General features: G+C 40.3%; 15 protein-coding genes. 10 read left to right on the forward strand and 5 right to left on the reverse strand.

Going from position 1 to position 14258, the window contains the following annotated elements; genetic code table 11:
• Positions 1 to 118: 118 nt before the first annotated feature.
• From bioC to bioF, 3 genes are read right to left on the reverse strand one after another with little or no spacing between them, the layout of a single operon-like run.
• Positions 119 to 940, reverse strand: coding sequence for a malonyl-ACP O-methyltransferase BioC (bioC, locus tag SB775_RS09665; protein WP_410861454.1), 822 nt, complete (start codon positions 938 to 940; stop codon positions 119 to 121).
• A complete protein-coding gene (locus tag SB775_RS09670) occupies positions 937 to 1680 on the reverse strand; it encodes an alpha/beta fold hydrolase (protein ID WP_410861455.1) in 744 nt (247 codons plus the stop codon). The genes bioC and SB775_RS09670 overlap by 4 nt, the downstream gene beginning before the upstream one ends.
• Positions 1677 to 2873 (reverse strand): 8-amino-7-oxononanoate synthase, encoded by a 1197-nt coding sequence (gene bioF / locus SB775_RS09675; RefSeq protein ID WP_410861456.1) that lies wholly within the window; start codon positions 2871 to 2873, stop codon positions 1677 to 1679. The genes SB775_RS09670 and bioF overlap by 4 nt, the downstream gene beginning before the upstream one ends.
• A 494-nt stretch (positions 2874 to 3367) precedes the next feature.
• On the opposite strand from bioF, the gene SB775_RS09680 reads away from it, so the two are divergent.
• The 10 genes from SB775_RS09680 (at position 3368) to SB775_RS09725 (ending at position 13212) form a co-directional block, all read left to right on the forward strand.
• The gene (locus SB775_RS09680; RefSeq protein ID WP_061461337.1) at positions 3368 to 4207 is read left to right on the forward strand and encodes a YitT family protein; all 840 of its coding nucleotides are present in this window, start codon (positions 3368 to 3370) and stop codon (positions 4205 to 4207) included.
• 152 nt (positions 4208 to 4359) lie between these two features.
• Positions 4360 to 4545: a hypothetical protein gene (locus SB775_RS09685; protein WP_061461339.1), complete on the forward strand. Its 186-nt coding sequence runs from the start codon at positions 4360 to 4362 to the stop codon at positions 4543 to 4545.
• Positions 4546 to 4915: 370 nt separating this feature from the next.
• On the forward strand, positions 4916 to 6205 hold the full coding sequence (locus tag SB775_RS09690; RefSeq protein ID WP_410861457.1) for an ABC transporter substrate-binding protein: 1290 nt from the start codon (positions 4916 to 4918) through the stop codon (positions 6203 to 6205).
• 187 nt (positions 6206 to 6392) lie between these two features.
• Positions 6393 to 7253 (forward strand): carbohydrate ABC transporter permease, encoded by an 861-nt coding sequence (locus SB775_RS09695; RefSeq protein WP_061461343.1) that lies wholly within the window; start codon positions 6393 to 6395, stop codon positions 7251 to 7253.
• Positions 7253 to 8071, forward strand: coding sequence for a carbohydrate ABC transporter permease (locus tag SB775_RS09700; RefSeq protein ID WP_410861458.1), 819 nt, complete (start codon positions 7253 to 7255; stop codon positions 8069 to 8071). The genes SB775_RS09695 and SB775_RS09700 overlap by 1 nt, the downstream gene beginning before the upstream one ends.
• Positions 8072 to 8128: 57 nt before the next feature.
• Positions 8129 to 9163 carry a LacI family DNA-binding transcriptional regulator gene (locus tag SB775_RS09705; protein ID WP_318682106.1) on the forward strand — a complete coding sequence of 345 codons (1035 nt, stop codon included), beginning with the start codon at positions 8129 to 8131 and terminating at the stop codon, positions 9161 to 9163.
• Positions 9164 to 9400: 237 nt separating this feature from the next.
• Positions 9401 to 10123 (forward strand): ThuA domain-containing protein, encoded by a 723-nt coding sequence (locus SB775_RS09710; protein WP_284471923.1) that lies wholly within the window; start codon positions 9401 to 9403, stop codon positions 10121 to 10123.
• Between the two features lie 18 nt (positions 10124 to 10141).
• On the forward strand, positions 10142 to 11164 hold the full coding sequence (locus SB775_RS09715) for a Gfo/Idh/MocA family protein (protein WP_089362553.1): 1023 nt from the start codon (positions 10142 to 10144) through the stop codon (positions 11162 to 11164).
• A gap of 17 nt (positions 11165 to 11181) precedes the next feature.
• Positions 11182 to 12222, forward strand: a complete 1041-nt coding sequence (locus SB775_RS09720) for a Gfo/Idh/MocA family protein (RefSeq protein WP_089362554.1) — start codon at positions 11182 to 11184, stop codon at positions 12220 to 12222.
• A 21-nt stretch (positions 12223 to 12243) separates the two neighbouring features.
• On the forward strand, positions 12244 to 13212 hold the full coding sequence (locus tag SB775_RS09725) for a sugar phosphate isomerase/epimerase family protein (protein WP_061461355.1): 969 nt from the start codon (positions 12244 to 12246) through the stop codon (positions 13210 to 13212).
• Between the two features lie 52 nt (positions 13213 to 13264).
• Here the strand turns inward: SB775_RS09725 and SB775_RS09730 are convergent, their stop codons facing one another.
• Together SB775_RS09730 and rluF are read right to left on the reverse strand one after the other, a co-directional pair.
• Positions 13265 to 13447: a hypothetical protein gene (locus SB775_RS09730; protein ID WP_410861459.1), complete on the reverse strand. Its 183-nt coding sequence runs from the start codon at positions 13445 to 13447 to the stop codon at positions 13265 to 13267.
• A 101-nt stretch (positions 13448 to 13548) separates the two neighbouring features.
• Positions 13549 to 14256 (reverse strand): 23S rRNA pseudouridine(2604) synthase RluF, encoded by a 708-nt coding sequence (rluF, locus tag SB775_RS09735; protein WP_061461357.1) that lies wholly within the window; start codon positions 14254 to 14256, stop codon positions 13549 to 13551.
• Positions 14257 to 14258 lie beyond the last annotated feature (2 nt).

The raw sequence follows: 14258 nt of genomic DNA on the forward strand, positions 1-14258 counted from the left end.
CGTTATAAATAATTTTATAGGAACGGGCTGCAAATATGTAAGCAAAGGCAAAGGCATATTTTATATATGGCTATAAGAAAAGGATATTATGCTGGTATCCCAGACCGTTCTCTTCGGATTAATTATGTTTTTTAATTTTAAAGAACAAACAGTGATAAGTTGCTTTCACACCTGATTCTTCTCGGTATTCTGTGTCGTATATGTTGATTAACTCTCGAAAAAAAGCGGGGCGTTGGCAGTAGTTTTCTTTGTTGCTGTTAGCTGCACCAATCTTTTTGATTGAAGTGAAAAATTCACGTACTGTCTGAAAGTACTCTGGTTCAAGCGTTTCCATTTTTGTCATCTCTATTGGAAATGCTGTTGAAAAAGGGATTGCTTCTTCACAAACCTGCGATAATTCTTCTAGAGTATAAAACATTTGGCCAGGTGAACTATCAATGGTAAGTTGAAGCTTTTCTTTCGCATGTTCATACGACATATGAAGCTCTTGAAAGGTTTTAGTTCCGAACGTTGAAAATATCAGGCATCCTTCAGGCGTTAAACGCGCAGACAATTTTTCAAGGGTTGCAGGAAGGTTATTCAGCCATTGAAACGTTGCATTGGAAATAACTAAGTCATAGTTTTCATTAAGTTCCATTTCTTCGATGTCAGCACATAAAACAGTAACACGGTCTTCCTTTGTCAGTCCTTTCGCCACTTCAACCATTCCTGGTGCTAAATCAACAGCCGTAATAACAGCATTAGGAAATGTTTTAACGAGTAACCTGGTCAAGTAACCAGTGCCGCAGCCAATTTCAAGAATATTAATTCTTTGACTGGGGTTTTTTTGAGGAAGTAGATCAACCAATTGTCTCGCCATATTTTTTTGAACATTGGCATACGCATCATATGTTTTCGCATGTTCACTGAACCGCTTACTTAACAATCGTTTATCAATCATGAATGTACTCCTTTTTGAATGAATGTTTTCATTAGCTGTACACATTCCTGTGGTTTTGTGAAAAATGGAATATGACCAGCCCCTTCCATAATGTGGAATTCGGCTTCCCCACCCAGATTTTCTTTAATGAAAGATGAGGCTTCGAGTGGGCAAATTTTGTCTTCCATTCCATGAATCAATAAAAAGGGGGTTTTAACCTGAGCGAGCTTTACTCTTACGTCTTTCTGAAGTAAATAATCCAAGCCTATAAGAAGCGAAAACACATCATCTCCTTGAAACTCGCGTTGAATTGTCGCATTGAATTGATGATAAAAACCTTCTTTTTTTTCTGCTTCGGAAAACATTGCTTCATAAAATGAAATCAAAGTCTTCTCTTTATTACGCTGTAGTTGTTTCTTCATGCGCTCGACAATAAGTGGATTCCAACCAAATGAATAGTTTTCATCTGTGGTAAACCGACTCGTTGCACCAATTAGTATAAAACCTTTTATTTTTTCTCGATATGAGCTTATAAGTTCAAGTGATACGAGTGCCCCTAATGACCAGCCAAGTAAAAAAATAGGACCATCGATGGAAGCGATTGTGTCGATGACTCGTTCTTCAAAGTCATTTAGTGTTTTCGTATCTCTCCATTCTATAAATGAAAGGTTAAATGCTTCAGACAGCGGTTTGATTAACGGTTTAAATGCTCCTTCTTCCATTCCCCAGCCAGGAAGCATGATTAAATTCGGCTTTTTCATTCAATAACACCCATTTCTTTTCCAATAATAGAAACCTTTTTAACTGCCCAATCAAGATCTTCTTTATTGTGGAGAGCTGTCACGGTAAACCGGATTCTCGCCTCATTTTCAGGAACGGTCGGCGGTCTGACAGCAATGGCTGCAATTCCTTCTTTCTGCAAACGTTTGGCAAATTTCATCGTTTTTTCGTTTTCTCCGATGACAATAGGAACAATCTGTGATTGACTCCCACAAATATTAAACCCGTAATATGTGAGTTCTTTTCTAAAGTATTCCGAATGTGTTTGGAGCAGTGCACGGCGCTCTGGTTCTTCTTGCACAAGGTCAATCGCTGTTTTTATAGCACCGAGTATGGCAGGGGGAAGTGCAGTTGAATAAATGAATCCGCGCATGCGATTTTTTAAATAGTCAATAAGCCATTTTTTTCCGACAACATAGGCTCCGAATGAACCAAGCGCTTTACTGAATGTTCCCATTTGGATATCAATTTTATTTTGAAGATGGAGATGACAGGCATAACCTTCGCCGTTTTTACCGTAGATGCCGCTTCCGTGTGCATCATCTGTCATTAAAATTGCGTTATAACGCTCTTTTAATCGAACAAGGTCTTCAAGATAAGCAAAGTCACCGTCCATGCTGAAGACCGTATCCGTCACGATTAATTTACGTGCTTCAATTGATGATTTTTTCAATAATGCTTCTAAATGATCTAAATCATTATGCCGATATCGCATATGCTTCGCACGGCTCAAAAGAGCTCCGTCGACAATGCTTGCATGATTCAATTTATCACTATAAATAAAATCGTTACGAGACAGCAGGGTGGAGATAATTCCTAGGTTTGCGTTATATCCACTGTTGATAATAAGACCTGCTTCTGCTTTCTTCCAATTGACAAGAGCTTGTTCTGCTTGATCGTAAAGGGGATGATTGCCAATGATTAAACGTGAAGCCGTTGCTCCTGCACCATATGTATGTACTGCATCAACCATAGCCTTTTTCAACCGTTCATCTCCTGCATATCCTAAATAGTTATTGGAAGCAAGGTTTAGCATCCTATGGCCATTAATCAAAAGCCATGGTTTCTCGGCAAATACAGTTGTGACGAGTTCACGTTTTTGCGATATCTCTTCTAAATAAGCCAGTTCTTTCTTTATTTTATCTTCCCAAGGTAATTGTTTTTCACTGTGCATGGACATTCTCCTTTTGTTATATGTTAACTTAAATTTATTTTAGTTAACATATAAAACATTCTAATCATGACTCTATAAAACTGTCAAGCTTTGAAAAGGAACCCGATTATAAAATAATTATCCATAAATCAGGGAGATAACGAGGGGCGAAAGAGGAGAACTATTATCAGCATTCTGATTAGAATTTGTCCTTTGAACCATGTAGTGGAGCAGTAGAGTTTGACCATAACAATAAGTTGAAAGGGGGATTATGATGGCTGCTGTTTTCCATGGGCAGCAGCTTTGTTAAGCTAATGTCTAATAGAGCTTAGAAAAATTTAGTGCCCTTATACGTATTAAGCTTATTCATTGAAGATAATCTAACTACCAAGGTAGTCTTTTTGTTAAACCTTCAAATCTTTGAAGGATTAAATGGAATTCCATGTTACTATAGAGCAGTGAAATTAACCTATTTCTTTTCACATTAACAATTACATAAAGGAAGGTAATTAAATATGAAAAAGATTTCTTTAGATGTTTTATTTATATTAATAGGAGCTTTTATTTTCGCTTTGGCAATAAATCTTTTCGTTATTCCCAATGAACTTGGTGAGGGAGGAGTCACGGGGATAACCATCATTTTATTTTATCTTTTTGAGTGGTCACCAGGGCTGTTAAGTTTGATCATTAATGCTTTCCTGCTCATTGTCGGTTATAAATATCTGTCGAAAATGACAACGATTTATACCATCATCGCCGTTGCATTCAACTCGCTTTTCCTTCATTTAACCGAAAGTTGGAATATATCTTCCGATGAAATTGTCATCAATGCGATATTTGGCGGGGTTTTTGCTGGAGCAGGGATTGGAATAATCATTCGAGTTGGAGGTACGACTGCCGGTACAACGATCCTAGCCCGAATTACGAATAAATATTTGGGATGGAGCTTAAGTTATGGACTTCTGTTTTTCGATTTAATCGTTGCGTTCTCATCTTATTTCATCATTGGCGCAGAAGGTCTGATGCTTACTATCCTAATGCTTTATATTGGAACAAAAACGATGGAATTCATCATTGAGGGATTGAACCCGAAAAAAGCGATTACCATCATATCAAATGAAGCGGACCAGATTGCAAAACAAGTGACGGTATTGATGGACCGAGGGGTAACCGTTTTTAGCGGTCATGGATACTATACAAAAGCATCCAAGGATATTTTATATATCGTTATAAGTAAGCAAGAGGTGCTCAAGTTAAAGAGAATTGTGCAGTCAACGGATAGCAATGCTTTCATAGCCATACATGACGTTCGGGATGTATTTGGTGAAGGATTCCTGGATATCTCGAAGTCCTGAAGCGATTGGTTAGTTCGAAATGAAAAGGCCTAATAGGCTTTTTTATTTTGCAATGTAAAAAAATCTGTAAATTCCGAATAATTTGTTATATTATGTAAGTAAGAAACCACACACCCTGAGGAATGCAGCCATTAAATATGGAGGTGTCTAAGATGATCCTTTTAAAAGTGGATGACAGAAAGTTTGGGAAAAGCAATATCAAGTACAGTGTAGTTGATAAGGAAACGAATGAATTGATCATTAGTGGTGTGTTTAAAGAATTTGGACAGGCAAGCGATAAATATTATGAACTGAAAGATGAATATGGTTCATCCAATGTACAGATGGTATTGAAGTGAAAAGAGGGGGACCGTTGGGTTTCCCTTTTTGGGTACTAATGTCAGAGGTGAAAATGGCCCGTACAAAAAAATAGTTTTTATAACCGTTTAAAGGAATATTCAATGGTTTCTGAATCATATAATTAGATTGAGAAGGTTTTGAACATCCTTTTTTTACAATATACTACAATTTAATTGTAAAGTATGGAATTTGGTGGTAATATAAAGCGCATAAATGTAAACGTTTGCAAAGGAGTTTGTGGGGAGGTGATGTAAAAGAAGTACGATAGACTATTCATATCGTAGAACGAAAGGTTTTTATTTTACTATTTTATGCAAACGTTTTCTTAAAATTGCATGAATATTATGAAAAAAGGGAGAGTCGGTAGGCATGAATCGTAAAAAATGGTACGGGGGAATCTTTTCTGTTTTATTAATTTTTAGTGTGATTTTGGCTGGATGCTCTTCTTCTACTGGTGGAAACAGCGACTCTAAGGATAAAGTGACTCTGGATATTTTTCAATTCAAGGTAGAATTCAAGTCGCAATTCGAGGCATTGGTGAAACAATATGAAAAAGAAAATCCAGATGTGAAGATCAAGATATCGACAGTTGGCGGTGGAAATGATTATAAATCAGCCATTACGGCAAAGTTCGCTTCAGGTGAGGAGCCAGCGGTTTTTAACATTGGCGGACCGGTAGATGTCAAACAATATAAAGATAGATTATTAGATTTAAAGGACACGAAGGCAGCGGCAGCAGCACTTGATGGCACTTTGGATGGCGTGGAAGAGGACGGGCAAGTTCTTGGACTTCCATTTAACCAGGAAGGATACGGCTTGATTTATAACAAACGGATATTTAAGGAAGCCGGAATCAATCCTGAAGAAATTACAAGTTATGCAGCATTAGAGGCGGCAGTTAAGAAAATGGATTCACAGAAAGACAAATTGAAAATCGATGCAGTTTTCGCTTACCCGGTTAAAGAGAAGTGGGTGACAGGAAACCATTTATCCAATGTATTCTTAGCGCCGGAGTTTGATGGGAATGTGTTAAAAGCAAGCAAGTCTCCAACTGTTAAATTCACGGATGGTGACAAGTTTAAACAAATGATCGATATCCAAAATAAATATTCTGTCCAGCCGACAACAAGTCTTGATTACTCCCAACAAGTGGAAGAGTTGTTCTCACTTGAAAAGGTTGCAATCATTCAGCAAGGTAACTGGGTGTATAACACAGTATATGATATGGACCCGGAATTAGCGGAAAAAGGCATTGGTATCATTCCGATTCCTAATGGAGACAAAGCAGGAATGCCGGTCGGCGTACCGAACTATTGGGCAGTGAACAAGAAATCGGATGAAAAGGTACAGGAAGAAGCGAAGAAGTTCCTCGACTGGATGTATACATCTGAAGAAGGGAAAAAAGCCGTTTTGGAAGATTTTAAATTCATTCCTGCTTATGAAGGATATGATGTAGAAAAAATAGCCGATCCAATTTCAAAAGAAATTTATAAATACTCCCAAGATGGAAACACGATTGGTTGGGTGTTTAATGGATATCCGGTTGGTTGGAATGATGACCTTGGTGCAAGTGTCCAAAAGTACGTAACTGGTAAATTGACGTGGGATGAACTTGTCCAACAGAACATTGAAAATTGGGAGAAGATTCATAGCAAGTAAGTGTTCGGAATGGCAAATGACCAATCGGCATGAAAAGTGTGTCGATTGGTTGTTCCTGTTACAAGAAAGTAGCTAAGGGAAATTGCTTAAATAAGGTATACATCATTTACTAACTAGTCATGATCGATTTTTTTAATATTTTTTGAAATCCGTTATCTATTAAATCATTTCAAGGAGGTCGGTTTCGTTGAGGAATCGGGATGCCGCATATTGGCTGTTTTTGACACCTGTTCTTGCTGCACTCATTTTGGTGGTGATCGTGCCACTCATCTACGGATTTTATTATTCCTTTACGAATTGGAACGGTCTAGGGACGCCAGCTTTCATCGGTCTTAAGAATTATATGGATTTGTTTACGGATAGAGGGTTTCTGGATACATTTTGGTTCACCATTAAATTTTCCGTAGCGGCAATTGTTGTAATCAATGTCATCGGTTTAAGTTTGGCTCTTATCGTGACATCGAAAATCAAATCAAGCAACATACTGCGGACAGTTTTCTTTATGCCCAATTTAATTGGCGGCTTGATCCTAGGTTTTATTTGGCAGTTCATTTTCATTAAGGTCTTTGGTGCGATTGGTGACTTGACTGGGATCGAGGCATTTAATGGATGGTTATCAACGACAGAAACAGGTTTTTGGGGGTTGATCATATTAACGTCTTGGCAAATGGCCGGGTATATCATGATCATTTATATTGCATATCTGCAGGCTGTTCCTGAAGACTTGATCGAAGCGGCAAAAATTGATGGGGCTAACAGCTTCCAGCGTTTTCGCCATATCACCTTCCCGCTTGTGGCACCTGCTTTTACCGTCAGTTTGTTTTTGACGCTGTCCCACTCGTTCAAGATTTATGATCAAAATCTTTCTTTGACGAACGGAGCTCCCTATAATTCAACCGAAATGGTCGCGATGAACATTGTAAAATCCGCTTTCACCGAAAATGATATGGCATATGCACAGGCAAAAGCCGTAATCTTTTTCGTAATTGTGGCAGCAGTTTCTTTAACACAAGTGTATATCAATAAGAAAAGGGAGGTTGAGCTGTAATGAGAAAAAAATGGAAGCTATGGCTGGTTGGATTCATCGGTTTCATTTTAGCCGTAATATGGCTCACTCCGTTTTATTTAATGATTGTCAATGCTTTTAAAATGAAGCGGGATATATTTGCCGATACACTGGGACTGCCTGAAACCTGGACATTCGAAAACTTCATTCAAGCTTTCGAGCAATTGGATTTCCTCCGGACTTTATTCAATTCTTTATTGATATCGGGCGTCAGTGTAGTCATTATTATCATCTTTTCTGCGATGGCCGCATATGCACTTTCCCGAAACAAAAGTAAAATAAGTTCCTTGCTTTTCTTTGTGTTTGTAGCAGCCATGTTGATTCCGTTTCAGTCTGTGATGATACCGCTTGTTGCCCAATTTGGTCAGCTGGGGATGTTGAACAAGGCCGGACTGATTTTCATGTATTTAGGTTTTGGCTGCAGTCTTTCCATATTCCTATACCATGGTACATTAAAAGGGATTCCCCTCTCTCTTGATGAAGCAGCTAAAATTGATGGTGCTAACCGGTTTCAGGTATTTTGGTATATCATCTTTCCATTATTAAAACCGATGTCCATTACAGTTGGGATCTTAAATGTCATTTGGATATGGAATGACTATTTGTTGCCATCCCTTGTTATTGGTGGCGAGGGATCGGAGACCATTCCGCTTAAATTGTTCTTCTTTTTCGGGCAGTATACGAAACAATGGCATCTTGCCTTGGCTGGACTTACTTTATCCATCATTCCAGTCATCATTGCGTATTTTTTTGCTCAAAGGCAAATTATCAAAGGAATTGCAGATGGAGCCGTTAAATAACTATTTAAATATAGGGAATATTAAACCATATGCGGTGAACGGGGAGTGGTGATGAATATGTCTGTTACAATAAAGGACGTTGCCAAAAAAGCGAATGTCGCTCCATCAACGGTATCGCGTGTAATTCATAACAGCCCGACAATAAGTGAAAAGACAAAGCGTAAGGTACGCAAGGTATTAAAAGAAATGGGCTATCATATGAATGAAAATGCCCGCAACTTAGTCACGAAGTCCACAAAAGCCATTGGAATCGTCATGAAAAGTTCCGCAAGGGAATCACTTTATAATCCCTTTTTTCCAGAAGTGATCCGAGGCATCGGGGATTTCTGTAATAAAGAGGGGTACAGCCTTTCTCTGACAACCGGCGAGACGGAGGATGCCATCTTTGAGGATGTCGTGAAAATGGTTCAGGGCAGAAGAGTGGATGGCATGATTGTTTTATACTCTAAAAAGGACGATAAAGTAGTGCCGTATTTAATAAAGCAAGGCTTTCCGTTTGTTTTGATAGGGAAGCCAAGTACGAACGTCGGCGGCATCACATTCATTGATAACGATAATGTTCAAGCGGCCAGGGAAGTATCGGAGTTTGTAATCAGCCTTGGACATGAGCGAATCGCCTTTTTAGGAGGCAGTCCAGAGTTTGAAGTGATTCAAGCCCGCTTGACAGGGTTTCAACAAGCGATGGAGCAGGCTGGATTAGATGTGCCACAGGAATATATCAAATTGATCCCTTTAAATCGAACAGATGGAATAAAGGCGATTGATGAATTGCTGGAATTAAGTAAGGCTCCAACCGCTTTTTTGGTTATGGATCTTTTATTGGGAGTTCTTTTGCTTGGAGTTTTAGCAGAAAAGAACTTGAAAGTGCCGGAGCAAATTAGTGTCGTCTGTTTTAATCACTCAGAATTCATAGAATTTTTAAGTACGCCGCTTACAACGGTTGATATTCATACGTATCAGTTAGGGTATGAGGCGGCAAAATGCGTGTTCGATCTCATTGCAAATCCTGAAATGATGGAAAAAAGTATAAGGATCCCTACCAAAATCATAAAGCGGGAGTCGCATTTTGTTGCCGAAAAGGAAATTAAATGAAAAATGTAGAAATGTTTTACTAATTAAAGCTTGATTTTTGCTAACATAAATTTACAATATAGATTATCACTATTATTTTTGAAAATTCAACTTTCTATAAGCCAATAAGTATGATCTGATAATCGACTAAGGTTTGATCACGTTTAACGCAAACGTTTGCGTTATGAATAAAGAGGTAATAGTTTAAAATACGAGCAAGAACAAGATGCCGACAAATTGATATGGAGGAGATTGTTCATGAGAGTCCTAGTATGGAATGAGTTTCGCCACGAGAAAACAAAGCCTGAAGTAGCCGAAGTATATCCAGATGGAATCCATGGGGCAATTTCCGGATTTTTACAAAGTGAGCAGGTCGAAGTGAGGACGGCCACTCTCGATGAAGAAGAGCATGGATTAACCGAAGAAGCACTGAAACGAACGGATGTACTTCTATGGTGGGGACATGTAGCACATGATGAAGTTCAGGATGAAATCGTTACAAGGGTTCAGAAGCGGGTTCTCGAGGGAATGGGTCTCATCGTCCTTCATTCTGGTCATTTCTCTAAAATCTTCAAACAGTTAATGGGCACGACTTGCGATTTGAAATGGCGGGTGGCGGATGAGAGGGAAAGGCTCTGGGTTGTCGATCCCAGTCATCCGATCGTTGATGGAATCGGGGAATATATAGAGCTTGAGAAGGAAGAGATGTATGGGGAACATTTTGATATTCCTGCACCAGATCAATTAATATTCGTCAGTTGGTTTGAAGGCGGGGAGATCTTCAGAAGCGGTTGCACGTATCAGCGGGGAAAAGGAAGGATTTTCTATTTCCGTCCAGGTCATGAAACATATCCGACTTTCCATAATCCAGAGATTCAACGGGTAATTAAGAATGCCGTTGATTGGGTCAAGCCAGAATTTGGAATGGTAACGAACTATGGGAAAGCCGAACCGTTGGAATCCATATCAACAAAGAGCTGAAGTGAAGGAGAGAACAGAATGGGCAAAGTGAAGGTAGGAGTCATTGGATGCGGGAGTATCGCAAAAAATAGGCATTTTCCGGAGTATGATGCACATAAGGAAACTGAAATCATTGCCGTTTGTGATATTGTGCCAGACCGGGCGAATGCAGCAGCACAAAGGTATGGCGCCCAAGCATATACTGATTATATAGAACTTTTGAAAAATGAGGAGATTGAAGCGATCAGTGTATGTACACCGAATTACCTGCATGCAGGCATCACAGTTGCGGCCTTGGAAGCAGGTAAGCATGTCCTTTGTGAAAAACCAATGGCCACTTCTTTAGATGAAGCTGAAAAAATGAATGAGGCATCAGCGAAAAGCGGAAAAATACTAATGATTGGTCATAATCAGCGTTTTGTTCCTTCGCATCAAAAAGCGAAACAGCTTATTGAGAGTGGGAAGCTAGGAAAAGTCTATAGCTTCCGGACGGCCTTTGGACATTCCGGGCCAGAAACCTGGAGTGTGGACGGACGGGAAAGCTGGTTTTTTAAAAAGGATCAGGCAGTCATTGGTGCAATGGGCGACTTAGGCGTCCATAAAGCTGATTTATTAAGGTATCTCCTTGGAGAGGAATTTGTTGAAGTGGGAGCCTTTGTGGAAACGACTGCCAAGAAAAACACAGACGTTGATGACAGTGCGGCCTGTATTCTCCGGACGGAGAGCGGTATCATCGGTACTCTTACCGCCAGCTGGTCTTATGCAAAAGAAGACAATGCGACGGTCATTTATACGGAAAAAGCGGTATTGCGCCTTGAAGACGATCCGAAATACTCACTGATCATCCATCATGATGATGGAAAGACAGAAACCATCCAATTAGGAAGCATCCAGACAAATGATTCTGATGGACAGCATGATTCCGAAGTGATCAGCCACTTTGTAAAATGTGTGGTGAACAATGAGGAGCCTCTTGTCTCCGGAGTTGAAGGGTTAAAATCATTAAAAGTCATTCTTGGCGCGATGGAATCAAATGCATCCCGAAAAATCATCCGCTTATAAAGGGGTTTATAGTCATCATGTACAAATTAAAAATGGGTATTATCGGTGCTGGCGGAATTGCCCAAAAAAGGCATATCCCAGCTTTTCAAAAATTTCAAGATAAGGTAGTTTTATACGCCATCCAGGATATAGATGAAATGAAGGCGAGAGAAGTGGCACGTGAATTTCATATCGAGAAGGTTTTCACCAATTATGAAGAAATGTTTGCTGAAGTGGATGCTGTTACGATTGCAACGCCAAATAAGTTCCATGCGGAGATTTCAATTGCTGCCCTGCAAGCGGGTGTACATGTGTTATGCGAAAAGCCGATGGCCATTACAACTGAGGAATGTAAGGCAATAACCGAGGCTGCAAACATATCGGGTAAAGTGTTATCGACTGCTTATCATTACCGCTTCATGAAGGAAGCCCAGGCTGCAAAGAAAATGATTCAGGCCGGTGAAATCGGTGAGCCATATGTAGCGCGTGTACAGGCAATCAGACGCCGAAAAGTCCCTGGCTGGGGAGTATTTACAAGCAAAGAATTGCAAGGCGGGGGAAGCGTAATCGACTACGGCTGCCATTTGCTTGATTTGGCTTTATGGCTGATGGATGACCCAGAACCGATTGAAATCGTAGGTTCGACATATAATTATGTCAGTAAGGGTGTCGATCAGGTCAATCTATGGGGGAATTTCGATGCATCGGTATTTGAAGTGGATGACCATGCCACGGCTTATATCAAATTTGCCAACGGAGCATCTTTATTATTCGAAACTTCTTGGGCCGCGAATATCCGTGAAGAAGCAACTGTTTTGAGTTTATCCGGAACACAGGGCGGACTTGATGTGTTCCCATTAGTCTTGAATCAGGCTAAACACGGCATGCTATTAAATAGTGAGGCAGTATGGATGCCAGGGGAGGATACACCAGACCTGCAGCAGGCAGAGAACTTTATTGACAGCTGCCTAGGATTGGTGGAACCATTGGTAAAACCATCGGAAGCCATGAAAGTTTCAAAAATAATCGAAGCCATTTATCAAAGCTCGGCAAGTGGGAAGGTCATGAGCATAAACTAAAGAAAAGGTGAGGTGGGGCTTGTGAAATTAGGGGTTTTTACCGTGCTATTTGCTCAAAAATCATTCGAGGATATGCTTGATTATGTTGCGGATTCCGGATTAAAAACAGTTGAAATCGGTACAGGCGGGTATCCAGGCAATATCCATTGTCCACTCGATGAACTGCTGGATAGTGAAGAAAAGCGCCAAAAATACCTGGAATCCGTTCAAACAAGAGGATTAACGATCAGTGCATTCAGCTGCCACGGCAATCCGATCTCTCCAGATAAAGCGTTCGCCAAAGAAAGTGATGAAACACTGATTAAAACAATCAAGCTTGCATCCTTACTAAATGTCCCGGTCGTCAATACCTTTTCTGGTACAGCTGGTGATCACGAAGGAGCTAAATATCCAAACTGGCCTGTCGCCCCATGGCCCAATGAGTATACAGATGTGCTGAAATGGCAATGGGAAGAAAAATTGATCCCCTATTGGAAAAAAGTAGCCGCCATTGCCGATGAACACAATATAAAAATTGGACTTGAACTGCACGGTGGTTTTCTCGTTCACACACCCTACACCTTGTTAAAACTGCGGGAAGCTACATCGGATGCAATAGGAGCCAACCTAGATCCAAGCCATCTTTGGTGGCAGGGCATCGAGCCAGTCGGAGCCATCAAAATTCTAGGGAAAGCGGGGGCAATCTACCACTTCCACGCAAAAGACACATACTTGGATCAGGATAATATCAATATGTATGGATTAACCGACATGCAGCCATATGGAAATGTCCAAAGCCGCGCCTGGAACTTTCGCTCAGTAGGATGCGGACACAGCCTGCAAGATTGGTCCGACATCATGAGCGCCCTTCGCACATACGGTTACGATTACGTCGTCAGCATCGAACACGAAGATCCGCTGATGTCAGTCGAAGAAGGATTTCAACGGGCGGTAACCAATTTAAAAACTGTCCTCATCAACGAAAGTCCAACTGATTTATGGTGGGTATAATTTTATAGCCGATTACGAGCAGCCTATTAGAGGTTGCTTTTTATTTTGGCCATTAAAAGTGGAATTCGCGAGTAAAAGTGCGGAACTCACGAGTAAAAGTGCGAAACTCACGAGTAAAAGTGCGAAATTCACGAGTAAATGAGCGGAATTCACGAGTAACTGTGGAACTCACGAGTAAAATTGCAGAATTCACGAGTAAATGAGCAGAATTCACGAGTAAAAGTGCGAAATTCACGAGTAAAAGTACCCAAAAAGAACAAAATAGCAATTTTATTGCTGAAAAATCTTCTGAAATTAAAAAACGATGCCCCCTGAATTCTGGGAGCATCTCAATAGTTATCTCTGCCTAGGGGTATAATCCAACTCCTTGAATAGTTCCGATAATTCATCTTTGGTCAGGTCGCGCCATTGTCCTAGCGCCAGTCCGTCCAAATGGATATTCATGATTCGGATTCGATGCAAATCACGGACCTCATAACCGAGTGCTGAGCACATACGGCGGATTTGTCTGTTCAATCCTTGCATCAAGGTGATGTTGAATGTATATTTGGTCAATTGCTTAACCTTACATGGAAGTGTTTTCGTATCCAAAATCTCCACGCCGGATGACATATCTTGAATGAAGGAAGCGGTAAGTGGCTTATCCACGGTTACGATATATTCCTTTTCATGTTTGTTTTCTGCACGAAGGATTTCATTTACGATGTCTCCGTCATTCGTAAGCAGGATCAGTCCACTAGAGTCTTTGTCCAGCCGTCCGATATGAAAAATGCGAAGCGGATGATTTACAAAATCAACAATATTTCCTTTAATGTGTTTTTCCGTCGTACTTGTAATCCCTATCGGTTTATTCAGTGCAATATAGACATTTTGCTGTTCCACTTTTATTGGCTTGCCATCTACACGAACATCATCCCCGGGTTCAGCTTGACTGCCAAGCTCAGCAACTGTGCCATTAATCGTCACACGGCCATCGGCTATCCATTTATCTGCGCCTCGTCTCGAGGTAATTCCGGATTCACTGATATATTTATTGATCCTCAACT

Source organism: Peribacillus sp. SIMBA_075 (assembly GCF_046534585.1).

Excerpts from the sequence above, each read along its gene's own strand:
- bioC (WP_410861454.1), bottom strand. The coding sequence starts at position 940 with ATGATTGATAAACGATTGTTAAGTAAGCGGTTCAGTGAACATGCGAAA.
- SB775_RS09670 (WP_410861455.1), bottom strand. The coding sequence starts at position 1,680 with ATGAAAAAGCCGAATTTAATCATGCTTCCTGGCTGGGGAATGGAAGAA.
- bioF (WP_410861456.1), bottom strand. The coding sequence starts at position 2,873 with ATGCACAGTGAAAAACAATTACCTTGGGAAGATAAAATAAAGAAAGAA.
- SB775_RS09680 (WP_061461337.1), top strand. The coding sequence starts at position 3,368 with ATGAAAAAGATTTCTTTAGATGTTTTATTTATATTAATAGGAGCTTTT.
- SB775_RS09685 (WP_061461339.1), top strand. The coding sequence starts at position 4,360 with ATGATCCTTTTAAAAGTGGATGACAGAAAGTTTGGGAAAAGCAATATC.
- SB775_RS09690 (WP_410861457.1), top strand. The coding sequence starts at position 4,916 with ATGAATCGTAAAAAATGGTACGGGGGAATCTTTTCTGTTTTATTAATT.
- SB775_RS09700 (WP_410861458.1), top strand. The coding sequence starts at position 7,253 with ATGAGAAAAAAATGGAAGCTATGGCTGGTTGGATTCATCGGTTTCATT.
- SB775_RS09705 (WP_318682106.1), top strand. The coding sequence starts at position 8,129 with ATGTCTGTTACAATAAAGGACGTTGCCAAAAAAGCGAATGTCGCTCCA.
- SB775_RS09710 (WP_284471923.1), top strand. The coding sequence starts at position 9,401 with ATGAGAGTCCTAGTATGGAATGAGTTTCGCCACGAGAAAACAAAGCCT.
- SB775_RS09715 (WP_089362553.1), top strand. The coding sequence starts at position 10,142 with ATGGGCAAAGTGAAGGTAGGAGTCATTGGATGCGGGAGTATCGCAAAA.
- SB775_RS09720 (WP_089362554.1), top strand. The coding sequence starts at position 11,182 with ATGTACAAATTAAAAATGGGTATTATCGGTGCTGGCGGAATTGCCCAA.